The organism is Aurantiacibacter arachoides (genome assembly GCF_009827335.1).
Classification (GTDB): domain Bacteria; phylum Pseudomonadota; class Alphaproteobacteria; order Sphingomonadales; family Sphingomonadaceae; genus Alteraurantiacibacter; species Alteraurantiacibacter arachoides.
The window spans coordinates 637,070-652,794 of record NZ_WTYH01000001.1; the positions used below are offsets into that span (position 1 = coordinate 637,070).

15 protein-coding genes are annotated in these 15,725 nt (G+C 66.3%); 7 read left to right on the top strand and 8 right to left on the bottom strand.

Annotated features, from left to right (window positions below; all coding sequences use genetic code 11):
• Positions 1 to 244 precede the first annotated feature (244 nt).
• Together GRI62_RS03165 and GRI62_RS03170 are read left to right on the top strand one after the other, a co-directional pair.
• Positions 245 to 2,536 (top strand): TonB-dependent receptor, encoded by a 2,292-nt coding sequence (locus GRI62_RS03165; protein ID WP_160731802.1) that lies wholly within the window; start codon positions 245 to 247, stop codon positions 2,534 to 2,536.
• Positions 2,537 to 2,612: 76 nt separating this feature from the next.
• On the top strand, positions 2,613 to 3,932 hold the full coding sequence (locus tag GRI62_RS03170) for a family 1 glycosylhydrolase (protein ID WP_131451974.1): 1,320 nt from the start codon (positions 2,613 to 2,615) through the stop codon (positions 3,930 to 3,932).
• Between the two features lie 9 nt (positions 3,933 to 3,941).
• Here GRI62_RS03170 and GRI62_RS03175 read toward each other — a convergent pair whose 3' ends face one another.
• Genes GRI62_RS03175 through GRI62_RS03185 form a run of 3 tightly spaced genes read right to left on the bottom strand, consistent with a single transcriptional unit; the run spans position 3,942 to position 6,778 of the window.
• Positions 3,942 to 4,709, bottom strand: a complete 768-nt coding sequence (locus tag GRI62_RS03175; protein ID WP_131451975.1) for a siderophore-interacting protein — start codon at positions 4,707 to 4,709, stop codon at positions 3,942 to 3,944.
• Positions 4,709 to 5,869 (bottom strand): alpha/beta hydrolase family protein, encoded by a 1,161-nt coding sequence (locus tag GRI62_RS03180; RefSeq protein WP_131451976.1) that lies wholly within the window; start codon positions 5,867 to 5,869, stop codon positions 4,709 to 4,711. Before GRI62_RS03180 ends, GRI62_RS03175 begins: the two co-directional genes overlap by 1 nt.
• Positions 5,870 to 5,872: 3 nt before the next feature.
• Positions 5,873 to 6,778, bottom strand: coding sequence for a VOC family protein (locus GRI62_RS03185; RefSeq protein ID WP_131451977.1), 906 nt, complete (start codon positions 6,776 to 6,778; stop codon positions 5,873 to 5,875).
• A gap of 128 nt (positions 6,779 to 6,906) precedes the next feature.
• Between GRI62_RS03185 and GRI62_RS03190 the strand changes: the two genes are divergently transcribed.
• Both GRI62_RS03190 and GRI62_RS03195 read left to right on the top strand, forming a co-directional pair.
• Entirely contained in the window at positions 6,907 to 7,416 is a 510-nt protein-coding gene (locus GRI62_RS03190; protein WP_131451978.1) for a hypothetical protein, read from the top strand.
• A gap of 40 nt (positions 7,417 to 7,456) precedes the next feature.
• On the top strand, positions 7,457 to 8,392 hold the full coding sequence (locus tag GRI62_RS03195) for an MBL fold metallo-hydrolase (RefSeq protein ID WP_160731803.1): 936 nt from the start codon (positions 7,457 to 7,459) through the stop codon (positions 8,390 to 8,392).
• Here the strand turns inward: GRI62_RS03195 and GRI62_RS03200 are convergent.
• Genes GRI62_RS03200 through GRI62_RS03215 form a run of 4 tightly spaced genes read right to left on the bottom strand, consistent with a single transcriptional unit; the run spans position 8,389 to position 11,949 of the window.
• Positions 8,389 to 9,147, bottom strand: coding sequence for an SDR family NAD(P)-dependent oxidoreductase (locus tag GRI62_RS03200; RefSeq protein ID WP_131451980.1), 759 nt, complete (start codon positions 9,145 to 9,147; stop codon positions 8,389 to 8,391). The two genes, GRI62_RS03195 and GRI62_RS03200, sit on opposite strands and share 4 nt — an antisense overlap.
• Positions 9,144 to 10,457, bottom strand: a complete 1,314-nt coding sequence (locus GRI62_RS03205; protein WP_131451981.1) for an MFS transporter — start codon at positions 10,455 to 10,457, stop codon at positions 9,144 to 9,146. The genes GRI62_RS03200 and GRI62_RS03205 overlap by 4 nt, the downstream gene beginning before the upstream one ends.
• 20 nt (positions 10,458 to 10,477) lie before the next feature.
• Positions 10,478 to 11,008 carry a cupin domain-containing protein gene (locus GRI62_RS03210; protein WP_199802246.1) on the bottom strand — a complete coding sequence of 177 codons (531 nt, stop codon included), beginning with the start codon at positions 11,006 to 11,008 and terminating at the stop codon, positions 10,478 to 10,480.
• Positions 11,005 to 11,949: a fumarylacetoacetate hydrolase family protein gene (locus tag GRI62_RS03215; protein ID WP_131451982.1), complete on the bottom strand. Its 945-nt coding sequence runs from the start codon at positions 11,947 to 11,949 to the stop codon at positions 11,005 to 11,007. The genes GRI62_RS03210 and GRI62_RS03215 overlap by 4 nt, the downstream gene beginning before the upstream one ends.
• A gap of 164 nt (positions 11,950 to 12,113) precedes the next feature.
• Between GRI62_RS03215 and hisD the strand changes: the two genes are divergently transcribed.
• Positions 12,114 to 13,442, top strand: a complete 1,329-nt coding sequence (gene hisD, locus GRI62_RS03220) for a histidinol dehydrogenase (RefSeq protein ID WP_131451983.1) — start codon at positions 12,114 to 12,116, stop codon at positions 13,440 to 13,442.
• Positions 13,439 to 14,200: an SDR family NAD(P)-dependent oxidoreductase gene (locus GRI62_RS03225; RefSeq protein WP_131451984.1), complete on the top strand. Its 762-nt coding sequence runs from the start codon at positions 13,439 to 13,441 to the stop codon at positions 14,198 to 14,200. Before hisD ends, GRI62_RS03225 begins: the two co-directional genes overlap by 4 nt.
• A 4-nt stretch (positions 14,201 to 14,204) precedes the next feature.
• On the opposite strand, the gene GRI62_RS03230 is transcribed toward GRI62_RS03225, so the two are convergent.
• On the bottom strand, positions 14,205 to 14,792 hold the full coding sequence (locus GRI62_RS03230) for a cupin domain-containing protein (protein ID WP_131451985.1): 588 nt from the start codon (positions 14,790 to 14,792) through the stop codon (positions 14,205 to 14,207).
• A gap of 153 nt (positions 14,793 to 14,945) precedes the next feature.
• Between GRI62_RS03230 and GRI62_RS03235 the strand changes: the two genes are divergently transcribed.
• Complete coding sequence (locus tag GRI62_RS03235; protein WP_131453734.1) at positions 14,946 to 15,725, top strand: cyclase family protein; 780 nt, start codon at positions 14,946 to 14,948, stop codon at positions 15,723 to 15,725.

The window sequence follows — 15,725 nt, forward strand, 5'->3', positions numbered from 1 at the left end:
GCGAAACGTGCCGGCGGTTCGACCCTTGGATTTTACAAAAAATGCAGCCCTACTAACACTTTAATGCATTTGCATCGTCGATACCACATTATTGAAAGCGTACGTTTTACTTGCCTCGTTGCAATTGGGATTTTTGCACCACGAAGAGGTACGTGACGTATCCGTGACAATGGGATGGGAGTTTCCAATGCGAGTTATCGGTTTAAAGCTTGCTCTGCTGGGTTCCGCCTGCGCCGGCGCATTTGTGGTTTCGGCGCCCGCCAGTGCGCAGGACGCACAGTCGGCCGACGGTGTCCTGCCCGAGGCTCAGGAGGAAAGCCCCAACACCATCGTGGTAACGGCTCGTAAGCGCGAGGAAGACCTGCTCGACGTGCCGCTGCCGGTCACGGTCGCCACGCAGGAGCAGTTGGAGCGCGACCAGGTCTACAATCTCACCGACCTGCAGCGCATCACTCCGGCGCTCGAGATCAGCCAGACCTCGGGTGGCGAATCCAACGGCGGCGGTCGCCTTCGCGGCATCGGTACGGGCGTGTTTAACCCCTCGGTCGCATCTTCGGTCGCGCTGGTGGTGGACCAGGTGCCGGTCGGCAACCTGTCGTTCCCGCAGCTGTTCGATCTCGCCCAGGTCGAGGTGCTTCGCGGACCGCAGGGCACGCTGTTCGGCCAGGGTGCCTCCGGCGGCGTGCTCAACGTTTCGACCCGCAGCCCGCGCCTCGGCGAATTCGGCGCCAACGCCAGTGTCGACTTCGCCGACAAGGGCACGGCGGGTTCCGAAGTCGGAGAGCTGGTCGTCAACGCCGGCGTCAACGTGCCGCTGGGCCAAGCGGTGGCACTGCGCGTTGCCGGCCAGTACCGCGACGAGGACGGCCTGCAGCGCAGCGTGACGACCGGGCGCGACAACTCGATCGAGGACTGGGGCGTACGTGGCCGCCTGCTCATCGAGCCCAACGATGCGGTGAGCGTCGTGCTGAATGCCGAGCACGCCGAGAACACGACCGATGGGCAGAACTTCTTCGCCATTGCGATTGCGCCAAACTCGGCGACGCCGTTCGGGCCTCCCGGCGCGACGCTGGGCGCAATTTCGAACGGAGCTTTCCTCAATCCTGCGGGCTGCGCGCTGCCGGAAATCGACGAGCGGGCCGAATTCTATTGCGAGGATGCACCGAGCTTCCTCGAGACCGAAATCACCGCCCTGTCCGCGGTGGTCGATTTCACCTTCAGCGACACGCTCAGCCTGACTTCGGTCACGGGATTCCGGGACCGCACTTTTCGCCAGTTCCACCGCGACTTCTCGCGTCTCGTCGGCGCACCCGCTGCACAGCAGAACCGGACGCGCGAGGATTCGCACGGAGTCAGCCAGGAATTGCGCCTGACCTACACGGGGGATCGTCTGGACCTGGTGACCGGCGGATTCTATCAGGATTTCAGTTTCGACCGTACCCCGATCGGCGACGCCCTGACCTTCGGATCGAACCTGCCCGAACAGCGCATCGGCTTCAGCGTGTGCAACCAGGCCGGGACGTTCTGCCCGGTGCCGACCCAGTTCACCGACGAGATGACGGGCAACCGCACGATTGCGGCATTCGCCGACGCGACCTTCAGGTTCTCGGACATGCTGAGCGTGTTCGGCGGCCTTCGGTATGACGATTATTCCAACCGCACGACCGTCATCACCTATCCGGCCATTCCCGGAAATGCCGGCGGCCCGGCCAGCGCGCCGCGCGTTCTCGAGGTGGACGATAGCAACATTTCGGGCCGGATCGGCGTCAGCTTCCAGCCTACCCCCGATGCCAATATCTTCGCTTCCTATTCGCGCGGGTACAAGCCGCCGGCCGTGGGCACCAACCCGGCCGGGCAGCTCTTCCAGCTCGATCCGGAGAAGACCAACGCCTTCGAAGTCGGCGCGCGCTTCGACGTCGGCCGGTTCCAGGTGTCGGGCAACGTGTTCTACACCGAGCTGCAAGATTTCCAGAGCCAGACGAGCGTCCTCGTGGGCACCGCGCTCATCTCGCAGCCGCTCAACATCGACCAGATCGAAAGTTACGGCTTCGAGGTCGGCGCGATCGGCGAGCTCTTCGAAGGCTTTACGCTGAACACCGGTTACCAGTTCAACCACATCACCTATCCCGACGGATACCTCGGCGATGCGGGCGGCGATCTGGGCGGGACGCAGTTCCTCAATGCCCCGCGGCACAAGTTTACGCTTTCGGGCGAATACTCTGTGCCGCTGTCGAATGCGTTGGAGGTCTTTGCCAACGCCAACCTCGTCTACAAGAGCGAGGTCCTGCTCGCTGCCCGCGTGGACGACCGCTACCGCTTTCCCGCGCACGAACTGATCAATGCGGGCTTCGGCGTGCGCGATCCGGACGGCATGTGGAATGCCTCGATCTTCGCGCGCAACCTCACCCAGTCGCGCGAGCCCACCGCCTACCTCGCGAGCACCTTTGCCGGTCAACTCGACGGCGGCATCCGTGCCTGGCCGGTCGCGGGCCTCACGGCGCGGGTCGTCGGCATCAGGGTCGGCTTCGAGTACTGAAGCAAGGAATTATCGCATCAGGGCGCGGGGGCGCGGTTGGTCCGTACCCCCGCGCTCTTGCTTTAGGAGAACTTGAATGTTCAGCCGCCGATTCATGATCATATCTTCGGGCGTCGCCGCCATGGCGTTGCCCGCCGCGCGTCTCGCGGCGCAGGTTGGAGCCGCGCGCACGTTTCCGACCGGGTTTCTTTGGGGTGCCTCGACGGCGGGGCATCAGGTCGAGGGCAACGATACGGCGTCCGACACCTGGTTCCTCGAAAACATCTCGCCGACGGTCTTCATGGAACCTGCAGGTGATGCGGCGAACAGTTTCGAACTGTGGGAGCGCGACCTCGATCTTGCTGCCGGCATGGGCCTCAATGCCTATCGCTTCAGCGTCGAGTGGTCGCGCGTCGAACCAGCCCGCGGCCTGGTGTCGCAGGCGATGCTGGATCACTATGCGCGCATCGTCGATGGCTGCCAAGCGCGCGGGTTGGCACCCATCGTCACCTTCAACCATTTCACCAACCCGCGCTGGTTCGCGGCGATGGGCGGCTGGCATGATGCCGACGCTCCGCAGCTTTTCGCCGACCAGTGCACACGTGTCGCGCGCGCGATGGGGGATCGCATCAGCCATGCGATCACCTTCAACGAGCCGCAACTGCCGAAAATCCTGCAGACGATCGGGCTTCCGGCCGAAATTCACGATCTCGAACGCGCCATGCTGGCCCGCGCGGCGGAACTGAGCGGGGGCGGCAAGTTCGTGGCGACCAACGTGGTGCCGACGGAAGACATTCCCGCGCTCGAGGCCGGCCTGCTACGTGGACATGCCGCGGCGAAGGCGGCGATCAAGGCCGAACGTCCCGAATTGCCCGTCGGCGTCTCACTTGCCATGCTCGACGACCAGGCGGGCACCGGGGGCGAAGGCATGCGCGATCGCATGCGTGAAACGCTTTACGGCGCATGGCTGCGCGTCGCGCGGGACGACGATTTTCTCGGCGTGCAGAATTACGAGCGCGCCGTCTGGGGACCGCAGGGCAAGCTGCCGCCGCCCGCCGATGTAAACCGTGGACACTTGGGCGCGGAGGTCTATCCGGCATCGCTCGCTGGCGCGGTGCGCTACGCTCACGAGGCGTCGGGCCTGCCGATCCTGGTAACTGAGCACGGTGTGGGTAGCGAAGACGACTCGGTGCGTGCCGGGCTTATCCCGGCAGCGCTGGGCCATCTGCACGGGGTGATCGCCGATGGGGTACCCGTGGTTGGATACTGCCACTGGTCACTACTCGACAATTTCGAGTGGATCTTCGGCTATGGCCCCAAATTCGGCCTCGCGAGCGTCGAGCGCGATACTTTCGTCCGCACGCCGAAGCCAAGCTCGGTCGTTTACGAAGCCATCGCCCGCCGCAACGCGCTGTAGCTGGCCGCCTCAAGCAGGCTGGGCTTCGGCATCTTCGCGCTTGGCGAGTTTGTGCGCCTCCTCAGTCAGCCCGGACTTCCAGTAGGACGAGATGTAGAGCCGGTCAGGTCCCAGTCCGCGCTCGTCGCGCAGGTACGCGCGCAAAGATTGCATGGCGGAGAATTCACTGGCGCACCAGGCGTAGACCGCGCCCGCCGGCCAAGGGACCGCGCGCAGACCTTCGGCCAGCGTTGCAGGGGCGGAGCCCGGCTGCGGCACGACCGACCAGCGCAGTTCGACACCATCGGGCTTCTCGACCGCCAGGCAGTCGGCCTCGTCCATCACCTCGATCACCGCGATCCCACGCGCGTTGGCGGGCAGGTTCGCCAGGTTCACGGCGATCGCGGGAAGCGCGGTCATGTCTCCGGCGACGAGATAGAAATCCATGCCCGCGGGAAGCGGCTTGGCAGGGCCGGGGCCGCCGACCTCGATCTTCGCGCCGGGCTGGGCGGACAGGGCCCAGTCGGTCGCCGGTCCGGCCTTGCCGGTGGCGGTCTCGGCGTGGAGGGCGAAATCGATGTCGAGCGCATCGGGGCGCTGCTCGCGGATGGTGTATGTACGCACTGCCAGTCTGCCGTCCTCGCCTGCCAGCCGCAGCTTGACGTAACCCCCCTCGCTTCCGGCCGGGAAATCCGCCAGACCGGCGCCGCCCAGTGTCACGCGCTGCATGTTCGGCGTCACTCTGCGTATGGCGAGCACCTCGAGTTCGCGTTGTGGCGGACGGTTCGGCGGAGCCATCAGGCTTTCGTCCGGCCGCCCAGCGTCTCTGCGAACCAGTCGGCGATGTAGTCGATGGCGAAGGCGTGGTTGTCCGCGCCCACATGCTCCACGCCGCCCTCGCGCGGGGTGAACCACTTGAGCTCGCGGCGCGGGCTGTTGACCAGTTGGTCGTAGGCCTGCTGCGCGTAGTCAGGCGAGATCTGCCGATCCTCCACCCCATGGGTGACGAGGAACGGCACCTTGATCCGGTCCATGTGCCCGTTGAGGTTCATGTCGGTCGTCTTCGCCAGGAAATCGTCCATGTCTTGCGCGCCGAACACCCAGAAGACGTGCTTCCAGTAATGCGGCACGGGGTTCTCGCCCTCGCGGTTGATGCGCTTGTCCTGCACCTCGCGCCAGTTGTGGTTTGCACCCCAAGCCGCGCCGCTGGCGAAGCGCGGTTCGTAGGCGACGGCGCGCGGGGCATAGTGCCCGCCGAGCGAGATGCCGGTCATGCCGATGCGCGAGGCGTCGACGTCGTCACGCGTTTCCAGCCAGTCGACCCAGGCGCTCGCCCACTCTTCGGAGTGCGGGGTCGCGGGCAGGTCATGCAGCCGCAGCGCCTCGCCGGTGCCGGGCTGGTCGACGCAGAGCGTGTGGATGCCGCGCTTGGCCATGGCCGTGGGGAAGCCGCCCATCCACAGCATTTCCTTCATGCTGTCGAGGCCGTTGCAATAGACCACACAAGGGGCGGGGCCATCCACGGGGGCCTTGTGGAATAGCCCGGCGATTTCCGCGCCCTGATAGGGAATAGTGACGCGCGTCACCGGCTCCCCGGTCAATTCCATGCCGCGCATGAAATTGTCGATCGCCTTGCGGTAGGTTTCCGCCCGCCCGGCCGAGCCCTGTTCCTGCATCCGCTCGCCGGTCTGATAGTAGATGGCGCTGCGCTTGAACTTGTTGCCGGCGGAGAATTCGCGGGCCTTGGCGAGATCTTCCTCGCCCAGCTCGGTCAGCTTGTCCGCCATACCCACCCAGGCGCGCATGAAGTCCTGCGTGCCGGCATCCTCGACCGAGCCGGCCTTTTCCTTCAGCTCCTCGATGATGTCGACGATCTCGCCGATCTTCCCGCCGTTCTCCAGCGCGATGGAGACGCCGAGATTCCAGACGTAGTTGGGAAAGGGTTCGAACAGGGCCATGCCTCAGACTCCGGAAGGGGTGAACAGCCCGGCGTCGGGCGCGGGCTTCGGCATGGTCTGCGGGCCACCGGTGCCGATGCCCCACTGGTCCATGATGTCGGGCGCGGGGGTGAAGGAGCGCGGCTCCCAGCCATCGTCGTCGGCGATCTCCTCCAGCTCGGAAGTGTATTCGACGGCGAAGCCCGCGGGCGTGACGAAATAGGCAAAGGTGTTGTCGCCCGCCGTGTGCCGGCCCGGTCCCCACACGGTATCGTGTCCGTCACGCCGCAGCCGCTTCAGCCCGCGCATCATCTCGTTCAAGTCTGGCATGTCGTAAGCGACGTGGTTGAGGCAGGCTGGGCCGGGGAGGAAGGCGATGCGGTGATGCGCGCTGTTGCAGCGGATGAGGCTCATGAAATCGCCGATCCAGTCGCTGAGGCGGAAGCCCAGCACGTCGATGAACCACTGCGTGATCTCCTTGTGCTGCGGCGAATGGAAGACGACATGGCTGATCTTTTCCGGGATCGCCTCGCGTGCCTCGAGCGCGCGCGCATCGCCGCGGCCGACCTCGGCCGAGATCTCCATCTCGATGCCGTCGGGATTGAAGAAGCGGAAGCCGTATCCGCCGCCGTAGGTCTCCAGCTCGCGCGGGGGCCAGATCACCTTCGCGCCCGAGGCGACGACCTTGTCGTGCAGCGCGTCGACATCGGCGCGGCTGTCTGCCGCCAGTGCCACCACGTCCACCCGCCGCTCGTCCGCCTGGCGCAGGCGCACGACGTAGAGCTCGTCGTGCCCGTGCGCGGCGAAATAGACGAGGCCGTCCTCGTCCGCCACTTCCTTCAGCTTCCAGGTATCGGCATAGAACGCGCGCTCCGCGGCAAGATCGGGCACGGCGTATCCGACATAGCGGACATCGGTAACACGGCTCATGGGCTTTTTTCTCCAGTCACCACAGGAGGTAAGCGCGGGCCGAGTGCGATTGAACCCCAAGTTATCGATAGCGGTCCATCGAAAGGTTCCATGCCTTGCTCGTGAGTGCTGTTCGTTATGCATCGGCGATGGAGAGAAAAGGCAATGTGACGGGCGCCCTTGCCGCGCTTCTGCTGGTGGCGGCGCCACTGCTTGCGGGCTGCGCGCACATCGCGCCGCAGGTCGCCGTGCCCGCCGAGCTACTGGCGCGGCACGATTTCTCGCTGGCCGACACACCGAACAAGCGCACGGCGCTCGCCTACCTCTACACGGCATGGAACGACGGACAGCTTGCCCAGGCGCGTCAGTCGTACTGGGTGCCCGGCTCCTTTCCACCGGGTGGCGGAGCGGGTCCGCCGGTCAGCCCGCGCTACACGATCCGCCGCGTCATCGAGGAGGGCGACCAGGTCGTGGTGCTCGCCTTCGTCGAGGGCGTGGGCATCGGCCAGCCGTTCACGACCATATTCGGCACTCCCGGTGGTACGAAAATCGGCGATGCGGTTGTCGAGATCATGCGCTTCGATCCGGCCACCGGGCTGATCGCGGAGAAGGTCGACGTCATCGAACCGCTGTCGGAGACGACCTATGATTTTCGCTAGGCTCTTGCTGACCGCTGCCTTGTTTGCTGCGCCCTCGGCGATGCCTTCAGTCGCCTCGGCGCAGGATGCCTGCCCCGCCTTTCGCTGGACCACGCTGGGCACGGCGGGTGGGCCGGTGCCTACGCCAGAGCGCTCGGAGCCGGCCAACCTGCTTGATGCCGGCGGCATGGCCATCCTCGTCGATACCGGCGATGGCACGGCGGATGCGCTGGCGCAGATCGGGCGGCAGCAGGGCGAGGTGTCCACGGTGGTCATCAGCCACCTGCACTGGGATCACGTCGGCGGGCTCGCCGCGGTGCTGGGCCTTCGCTGGATGAACACTTTTCCGGGGGAGGTCCGCGTCTATGGTCCGCCCGGCACGCAGGCGGTCGTCGATGGCATTATCGCCTCGCTGAGGCCGCAGCAGCGCGTCGGATTCGGCACGGGGGCGGCGGTCGCCGATCCTGCCGCCAATATCCGCGTGACGGAGCTAACGGGCGGAGAGACTGTCGACCTGGGCGAGGGTTTGCGGATGCGCGCGGCCCGCAATTCCCATTTCGACCAGTCGATAGAGGAGGTGGGCACGGTCTCGCTCAGCCTGCGCTTCGACATGGGCGGCCGGTCGATCACGTATACCGGCGACAGTGGGCCAATCACGGAACTGACCGCACTCGCCGAAGGTAGCGACATGCTGTTGAGCGAGGTCATCGCGCTCGAACCGCTGATAGCGGAAATCCTCGCCACCCGGCCCGATATGCCCGCGCAGGTTCAGGCGGCCATGCGCCAGCACCTCTCCACGCACCATATCGACGCGGGCGAGGTGGGGCGCCTGGCCGCCGAGGCCGGGGTCGGACGCCTCGTGCTCACCCATTTCGCCGTCCCGCCGGGGCTGCTCTCCGAGAGCGAGAGATACCTGCGTGACGGTGTGCGGCAGCACTATAGTGGCCCGCTCGACCTGGCGCGCGATCTCGCGAGCTACGACGTGGGCTGCGACTAGCTGCCGTCGGTGATGGCGGTGCCGCCGTCGACCACCAGCACCTGCCCGGTGACGAAGCTGCCAGCATCGCTGGCGAGGAACTGCGCGGCGGCGGCGACCTCGTGCGGCTGGCCGGGGCGGCGGAGCGGGGTCATGGCCATGCGCCGCGCCATGAAGGCCTCGTCCTCCAACAGCGGGCGCGAAAGATCGGTGGCGATGAAGCCGGGTGCGATGGCGTTGACACGCACCCCGCGCGGACCCCATTCGACGGCAAGATTGCGCGCCAGTTGCGCCACGCCCGCCTTGCTTAGCGCATAGGCGTTGATCGCGCCGTTGCCGCGCAGGGCGGCAAGGCTGCTCATGAGCACGACCGCGCCGCCGCTGCTTGCCGCGATATGCGGCAGCGCGAGATTGGCGAGCACGACCTGGCTCCTGAGGTTGAGCGCCATGACCCGGTCGTAATCGCCCATGTCGATGGCGGCGAAGGGGCCGGGCCGTCCGGTGATCCCGGCGTTGCAGACCAGCACGTCGAGCCCGCCCAGCGCCTCCACCGCGCCTTCGACCAGCTTCGCCAGCGCCGCATCGTCGGTGACGTCGGCAGCGATCCCCGGCTGGCCGAGGCGGGCGGCGACGCGCGCGGTGTCTCCGGTGTCCTCGCTGGAGATGACTACCCGCGCTCCCGCGGCGACGAATCCCTCGGCGATGGCAAGGCCGATGCCGCGCGTCGAGCCGGTGACGATGGCCCGCTTGCCGTTCAGGTCGAAGGGCGACGTCACGCCGCCGTCTTTGCCTGCATGACCCTCAACAGCGGCTTCCGCGCCAGCCAGAACAGCACGAACGTCACCGCCATCGCCAAGGTCGCCACCAGCCGCATCGCCTCGCCCAGCCGCGCTTCGCCGAATACGTACTCGCTCAGCCAGCCGACCAGCGCCGGGCCGATCGCGAAGCCGATGATGCTGATGGAGAAGATGAACAGCGCGGAGACCCGGCTGCGGAGAGCGGGCGGGGCGAGCATCTGCGCCACGGTGTTGTTGACCGCGTTGAAAGGCGCGATGACCAGCGCAAAGGCGAACAGCAGGGGGTAGAACGCTGCCGAACCATCGGCTCCGAAGGCCAGCCATGCCAGCGGCACGGCGAGCGCGGTAGGCAGCAGGCCGACCCGGATCGGCGCGTCGAGCACGCCGCGCGCGGCGAACCAGTCGACGATTGCCGCGTATATCCCCTGTCCGATGAAGGCGGTGGCGAGCATGATGGCGCCGAGCATCGATCCCGCCTCTGCGGGCGAGGCACCCAGGACACGTTGCAGGTATTCGGGCACCCATCCGGTCACCACGCCGCTGGCCATTGCCGAAATGCCGCTGCCCAGCAGCATCAGCCCCATAAGCAGCCGGTGCTGACGTACGAAGGGCCAGACGCTTGGGCGGACCATATCAGCCGTCGTTCGGCGATGCGCGTCGGGATCGTGCAGCAGCGGGATCAGCAGCAGAGCGAGCAGGCCCGGCAGCCCGATGAGGATGAAGGCGACACGCCACGGCGCGAGGTCCGCGAGCAGCGGAATGCCATCGAATGCCCCCGCCGCGCCCGCCGCCAGGATCGCGCCCGCCGCCGCCACGCCCGCCGCCGGGCCGACCTGGAAGCCGATGCCCTGCAGCGCCAGCGGCTTGGATAGCCGTTCGCGTGGAAAGCTCGCGCCAATGATGCCGTGGCTGCACGGCCCGATCCCCGCCTCGCCCGCGCCCATCAGCATCCTGAGGACGAACAGGCTGACGAATCCGGTGGCGAACCCGCAAGCAACCGTGGTGATCGACCAGACGAACAGACACATGCCCAAGACCTTGGCCCGGCTGAAGCGATCCGCCGCCGCGCCGATGGGCAGCAGGAAGATGACGTAGAACAGGGTAAAGGCAAAACCGATCAGCAGGCTCGCCTCGAAGTCGCCGAGGCCGAACTCGGCCTTGATGGGGCCGATCAGCATGGAAATGGCCATGCGGTCGGCAAGCGCGATGGCGGTGAGCACGAAGACGATGATCGCCGATCTCCAGGCGAGCGGGCGTGGCGGGTAGTCCCCTCGGGTCGTATCTTCCATGCTGCCTTCCCTCGGCGCGACTACGGAATGCGCGCATCTCCATATCGCTCGTCCACCTGCTCGGGCTTGGCCTCGTCCAGCGGCTTGCCCTCGTGCAGGTAGGCGGGCGCCTCGATCAGGATGAAGGCAATGCGGCAGGGCTTGTCGGTGGTGTTGCGCCAGAGGTGGTTGGTGCCGCGCTGGACGATAACCCCGTGTCTGCCGACCGTCGTCTTGCGCCCGTCCTCCAGTTCCAGTTCGACCTCGCCTTCGAGCACGATGCCGTAGTCGATGGAATTGGTGCGGTGGAAAGGGCTCTCGCCACCGGGCAGCATATCGACGATGCGAAAGGCGCTGCCGCCTTTCAGCGTGGTGCCGACATCGCGCTCGCGGCCGTCGACCGGATCGTTGTTGTCGGCGGGGACGGTCTCGGTCGTCCACAACAGCAGGAAATTGGCATCGCCCGTGGGTATCGGCTGCGGCTCGGCCACGTCCTCGGATACGAAGCAGGCGCGCCCGTTCGCGTCGTGGCCCGTCACCACGCGCTGAATGGGCGGCAGGCCTGCCGTCACAGCGAGACGACCCGCTGCTCGATCGCCCCGAATGGCGTGCGCCCGTCGGTGGTGCGCGCTTCCATCCGCACGCTGTCGCCGAAGCGCATGAACTCGGTTCTGGGCGCGCCTTCGTCGACGATTTCGATCCCGCGCCGCTCGGCGATGCAGCTGGACCCGACCTCGCGGTAGTTCTCGTTGGAAACGGTGCCGCTGCCAATCACCGTGCCTGCCACCAGCTCGCGCGTGCGGGCGGCGTGGGCGACCAGCTTGTCGAAGCCGTAGCCCATCGCCTTGCCGTGCGCGTCGCCGAACTGCTCGCCGTTCCAGTGGACCCTGAGGTGCATGTTCGGCTGGAAATCCTCCCACCCGTCGCCCAGCTCGTCGGGCGTGACGGCAAATGGCGCCATGCTGCACGGCGGCTTGGCCTGCACCCAGCCGAAACCGGTTTTCATCTCCGGCCCAGCGAGCGTGCGCAGCGACCAATCGTTGATTTGCACCACCAGTGCGATATGCGCGCCTGCATCCTGCGCCGTGGTGCCCATCGGCACCCGCGTGGTCAGCACGCCGAACTCGCCCTCGAAATCGATGCCCAGCGCCTCGTCCGCCATGACCACGTCCTCGGTGGGGCCGTAGAACTTGCTGGAGACGCCTTGGTACATCAGCGGCCAGTCGACCGGCGGCTTGTCCACCCCGATCACTTTGTCCATCAGCGCGCCATGGCTGGCGTATACGCTGCCGTCGAGCCACTGCCAGGCGCGGGGGAGCGGGGCGGTGACCTGCGCCATGTCGAGCGGGTCGGGGAAATCGGCGATGGCGCGCAGTTGCGGCAACAGCTCGTCCCAGCGTTCGAGCGCTTCCTGCAAGGTCTTGACCGGCGCGGCGGCGCAGCTGTTCGCGTCCGGAGAGACCACCACCAGCCGCCCGTCCGGCGTTCCGTCATTCAATGTCGCAAGCCGCATCGCCGTCCCTTCGCACAAATTCTCACGCTACGGGCTACCCACGGCGTGAATGGCGGGCAATGGCTTTGGACCGATAGGCAGCCATCGATAAGATATGTTGGTTGGCGCGCAGGCCGTACGGCATTTGGCGAGCAAATCTTCACCAGCCTTCAAGGACGGAATCGATGGCCACCTGGCTCAAACGCGGCGCGAGCGCCGAGGCGAAGCGCGATGCGGACCGCAAGGTGCGCGACATCGTCGAGGCGGCGCTCGCCGACATCGAGGCGCGCGGCGACGAGGCCGTGCGCGAGATGAGCGTGAAGTTCGACGGTTGGGACCGCGAGGACTATCGGCTGACGCAGGCCGAGATTGATGCCTGCGTCGAGGGCCTGACCGCGCAGGAGCGCAAGGACATCGAATTCGCGCAGGCGCAGGTACACAATTTCGCGCAGATCCAGCGCGACAGCATGAAGGAAGTCGAGGTCGAGACGCTGCCTGGCGTCACGCTCGGCCACAAGCACATCCCCGTGAACGCGGCGGGCTGCTACGTGCCGGGCGGCAAGTATCCCCTGCTCGCCAGCGCGCACATGAGCGTTATCACCGCCAAGGTCGCGGGCGTGCCGCGCGTCATCACCTGCGCCCCGCCGTTCGAGGGCAAGCCTGCCGACAAGATCGTGGCGGCGCAGGCGATGGCCGGGGCCGACGAAATCTATGCGCTGGGCGGCATCCAGGCGATCGGAGCGATGGCGCTGGGTACCCAGTCCATCGGCGCGGTCGACATGCTGGTAGGACCGGGCAACGCCTTCGTGGCCGAGGCCAAACGCCAGCTATTCGGCCGCGTGGGCATCGACCTGTTCGCCGGACCCACCGAGACGATGGTCATAGCCGACGAGACGGTGGACGGCGAACTGTGCGCCACCGACCTGCTCGGCCAAGCCGAGCACGGGCCGGAAAGCCCCGCGATCCTCATCACCAATTCGGAAAAGCTGGCGCGCGACACCATGCGCGAGGTCGAGCGGCTGCTCGAAATCCTCCCCACCGCCGACTATGCGCGGCCCGCGTGGGAGAATTTCGGCGAAGTCGTGGTCTGCGACAGCTACGAGGAAATGCGGAACGTTGCCGACGACTACGCCAACGAGCACGTCCAGGTGATGACCGAGGACCCGGACTATTTCCTGAAGAACATGACCAACTACGGCGCCCTGTTCCTCGGCCCCCGCACCAATGTCAGTTACGGTGACAAGGTGATCGGCACCAACCACACGCTGCCGACGAAAAAGAGTGCGCGCTATACCGGCGGGCTATGGGTCGGCAAGTTCCTGAAGACCTGTACTTACCAGCGCGTCGACACCGACGAGGCGACCACGCTGGTGGGCGAATATTGCAGCCGCCTTTGCGCGATGGAGGGCTTTGCCGGTCACGGCGAACAGGCCAACATCCGTGTGCGCCGCTATGGGGGGCGCAATGTACCTTACGCGGGCGCGGTGGAACCGAGCCGGGAGACTGTGGCTTGAAGGGTCCGCTTCCGCAAACCCCCTCCTTCCGTCTCGACGGCAAGCGCGCGCTGGTAACCGGCGCGGGGCGCGGGATCGGACTGGCGGCAGCCGCTGCGCTGGCCGAGGCCGGGGCTGAAGTGACGCTGGCGGCACGCAGCGAGAGCGAGATCGCGGCGGCGGCAGAGGCGATTGCCAAAGGCGCGCGCCACGCGGTGCTCGACGTGTCGGACCTTGATGCGGTGGCCGATTTCTTCGGGAGCCGCGCCCCGTTCCACGTCCTCGTCAACAACGCCGGGACCAACCGTCCCAAGCCGCTGTGGGAAGTGAGTGAGGCGGATTACGATGCCGTACTCGACCTCAATCTCAAGAGCGCCTTCTTCGTCGCGCAGGGTTGCGCGAAGGCACTGATTGCGGCGGGCGAGCCCGGTACCCTGATCCACATGGGCAGCCAGATGGGCCACGTAGGCGGCCCCAACCGCAGCCTCTACTGTGCCAGCAAGTGGGCGTTGGAAGGCATGAACAAGGCGATGGCGTTAGACCTAGCGCCACACGCCATCCGCTCCAACACCATCGCGCCTACCTTCATCGAAACTCCGCTGACGAAACCGATGTTCGAGGACGAAGCCTTCCGCGCCAGCGTGCTTTCGAAAATCAAGCTGGGCCGCATCGGCAGCGTGGAGGACCTGATGGGCGCGGTGGTGTTCCTCGCCAGCGACGCTAGCGCGCTGATGACCGGCACCAGTCTTGTCGTCGATGGCGGCTGGACCGCCGAGTAGGCGATTAGCCCACCGGCGGCCTCTTCTCCGTCCCCAGCAGGCCGCGCAGCTCGTCGTCGTAGTCGCCGTCGAGCAGTACGAAGCAGATGCGTGCGTTCTTGTCGCTGCGGTTGGTCCAGCTGTGGTTGGTGCCCACCTGGACGACCACGTCGCCCGGCGTCAGCACACGCTCGCCTTCCTCCATCACCAGCACCAGTTCCCCTTCGATCATGATGCCGAAGTCGATGCTCTCGGTGCGGTGCATGAAGGCGTGTTTCCACTTGTCTTTCGGCGGCACGGCATCCTCGCTGCCCGCCTCGCGGAAGTGTTCGACGATCTCCTCGTAGGTCAGCGCCTCGGCACGGTCGCCGGCGGGATCGAAATCGTGCATGCGGATGCGAACCCCTCCGCGCGGCGGCGGGTGGTTCAGGCTGTCCTCGGTGTCGGCCATGTGGCGCGAGACGGTGACGGGCAGGCTCTTCTCGTTCCACACCTCGTAGAAGGTCGTCAGGAACTTGGGCGTGGGATAGGTGCGCGGCGCCTTGTCCGACACGATGATCGCGGTGCCATCCTCGTCGTGGCCGGTGACGATCACCCGGGGTTCGCGGGACATGGTGTTTCCTCTCGCAAGTGGTGCTCGGCCTCGTCGTAGCTCTGCTGCGGGGTCGCGGCCAATCGATTGCACCGGACGCACATCATCTTGCCGGTGGATAGCATTGTCAGCCCCCGCAAGCGCGTGCAGATCGACAAAACCAAGGAGAATGCCATGCCGCGCCGCTTCGTCGACCTCTCGATCACGCTGGAGAACGATGTCGTCTCCGACCCGCCGTTCATGCGGCCCGAGATTACCTACCAGCGCCACGGCGACACGATGGCCGAACTGCAGCATTTCTTCCCCGGCACCACGACCGCCGACCTGCCCGACGGCGAGGGCTTCGCGGCGGCTGAATGGGTGCGACTGACCACGCATAACGGCACGCACCTCGATGCGCCCTACCACTACCACCCCACGATGGACGGCGGCGAACGGGCGATCACCATCGACGAGGTGCCGCTGGAATGGTGCCTGCAACCTGGCGTCAAGCTGGACTTCACGCACTTCCCGGACGGCTATGTTGTCACCGCGCAGGACGTGGAGGACGAGTTGGCGCGCATCGGTCACGAACTGACACCGCTCGAGATCGTGCTGGTCAACACCGCCGCGGGCAAGGCGCTGGGCGATCCGAACTTCGTCGATCGCGGCTGCGGCATGGGTTACGAGGCAACGATGTATCTCACCAGCCGCGGCGTGCGGGTGACCGGCACCGATGCCTGGAGCTGGGATGCGCCCTTCAGCCACACGGCGAAACGGGTGGAAGAGACCGGCGACAAGTCGCTGATCTGGGAGGGCCACAAGGCGGGCCGCGACATCGGTTACTGCCACCTCGAAAAGCTTCACAACCTGGAGGTGCTGCCGGGCGACGGCTTCACCGTTTCCTGCTTCCCGCACAAGATCAAGGGCGCGAGCGCGGGCTGGACGCGCGCCGTGGCGATCTTCGAGGACTAG

Bases quoted from the DNA above. Each gene is read 5' to 3' on its own strand.
- GRI62_RS03170 (WP_131451974.1), top strand. From the start codon at position 2,613: ATGTTCAGCCGCCGATTCATGATCATATCTTCGGGCGTCGCCGCCATG.
- GRI62_RS03175 (WP_131451975.1), bottom strand. From the start codon at position 4,709: ATGGCTCCGCCGAACCGTCCGCCACAACGCGAACTCGAGGTGCTCGCC.
- GRI62_RS03180 (WP_131451976.1), bottom strand. From the start codon at position 5,869: ATGGCCCTGTTCGAACCCTTTCCCAACTACGTCTGGAATCTCGGCGTC.
- GRI62_RS03185 (WP_131451977.1), bottom strand. From the start codon at position 6,778: ATGAGCCGTGTTACCGATGTCCGCTATGTCGGATACGCCGTGCCCGAT.
- GRI62_RS03190 (WP_131451978.1), top strand. From the start codon at position 6,907: ATGGAGAGAAAAGGCAATGTGACGGGCGCCCTTGCCGCGCTTCTGCTG.
- GRI62_RS03195 (WP_160731803.1), top strand. From the start codon at position 7,457: ATGCCTTCAGTCGCCTCGGCGCAGGATGCCTGCCCCGCCTTTCGCTGG.
- GRI62_RS03205 (WP_131451981.1), bottom strand. From the start codon at position 10,457: ATGGAAGATACGACCCGAGGGGACTACCCGCCACGCCCGCTCGCCTGG.
- GRI62_RS03215 (WP_131451982.1), bottom strand. From the start codon at position 11,949: ATGCGGCTTGCGACATTGAATGACGGAACGCCGGACGGGCGGCTGGTG.
- hisD (WP_131451983.1), top strand. From the start codon at position 12,114: ATGGCCACCTGGCTCAAACGCGGCGCGAGCGCCGAGGCGAAGCGCGAT.
- GRI62_RS03230 (WP_131451985.1), bottom strand. From the start codon at position 14,792: ATGTCCCGCGAACCCCGGGTGATCGTCACCGGCCACGACGAGGATGGC.
- GRI62_RS03235 (WP_131453734.1), top strand. From the start codon at position 14,946: ATGCCGCGCCGCTTCGTCGACCTCTCGATCACGCTGGAGAACGATGTC.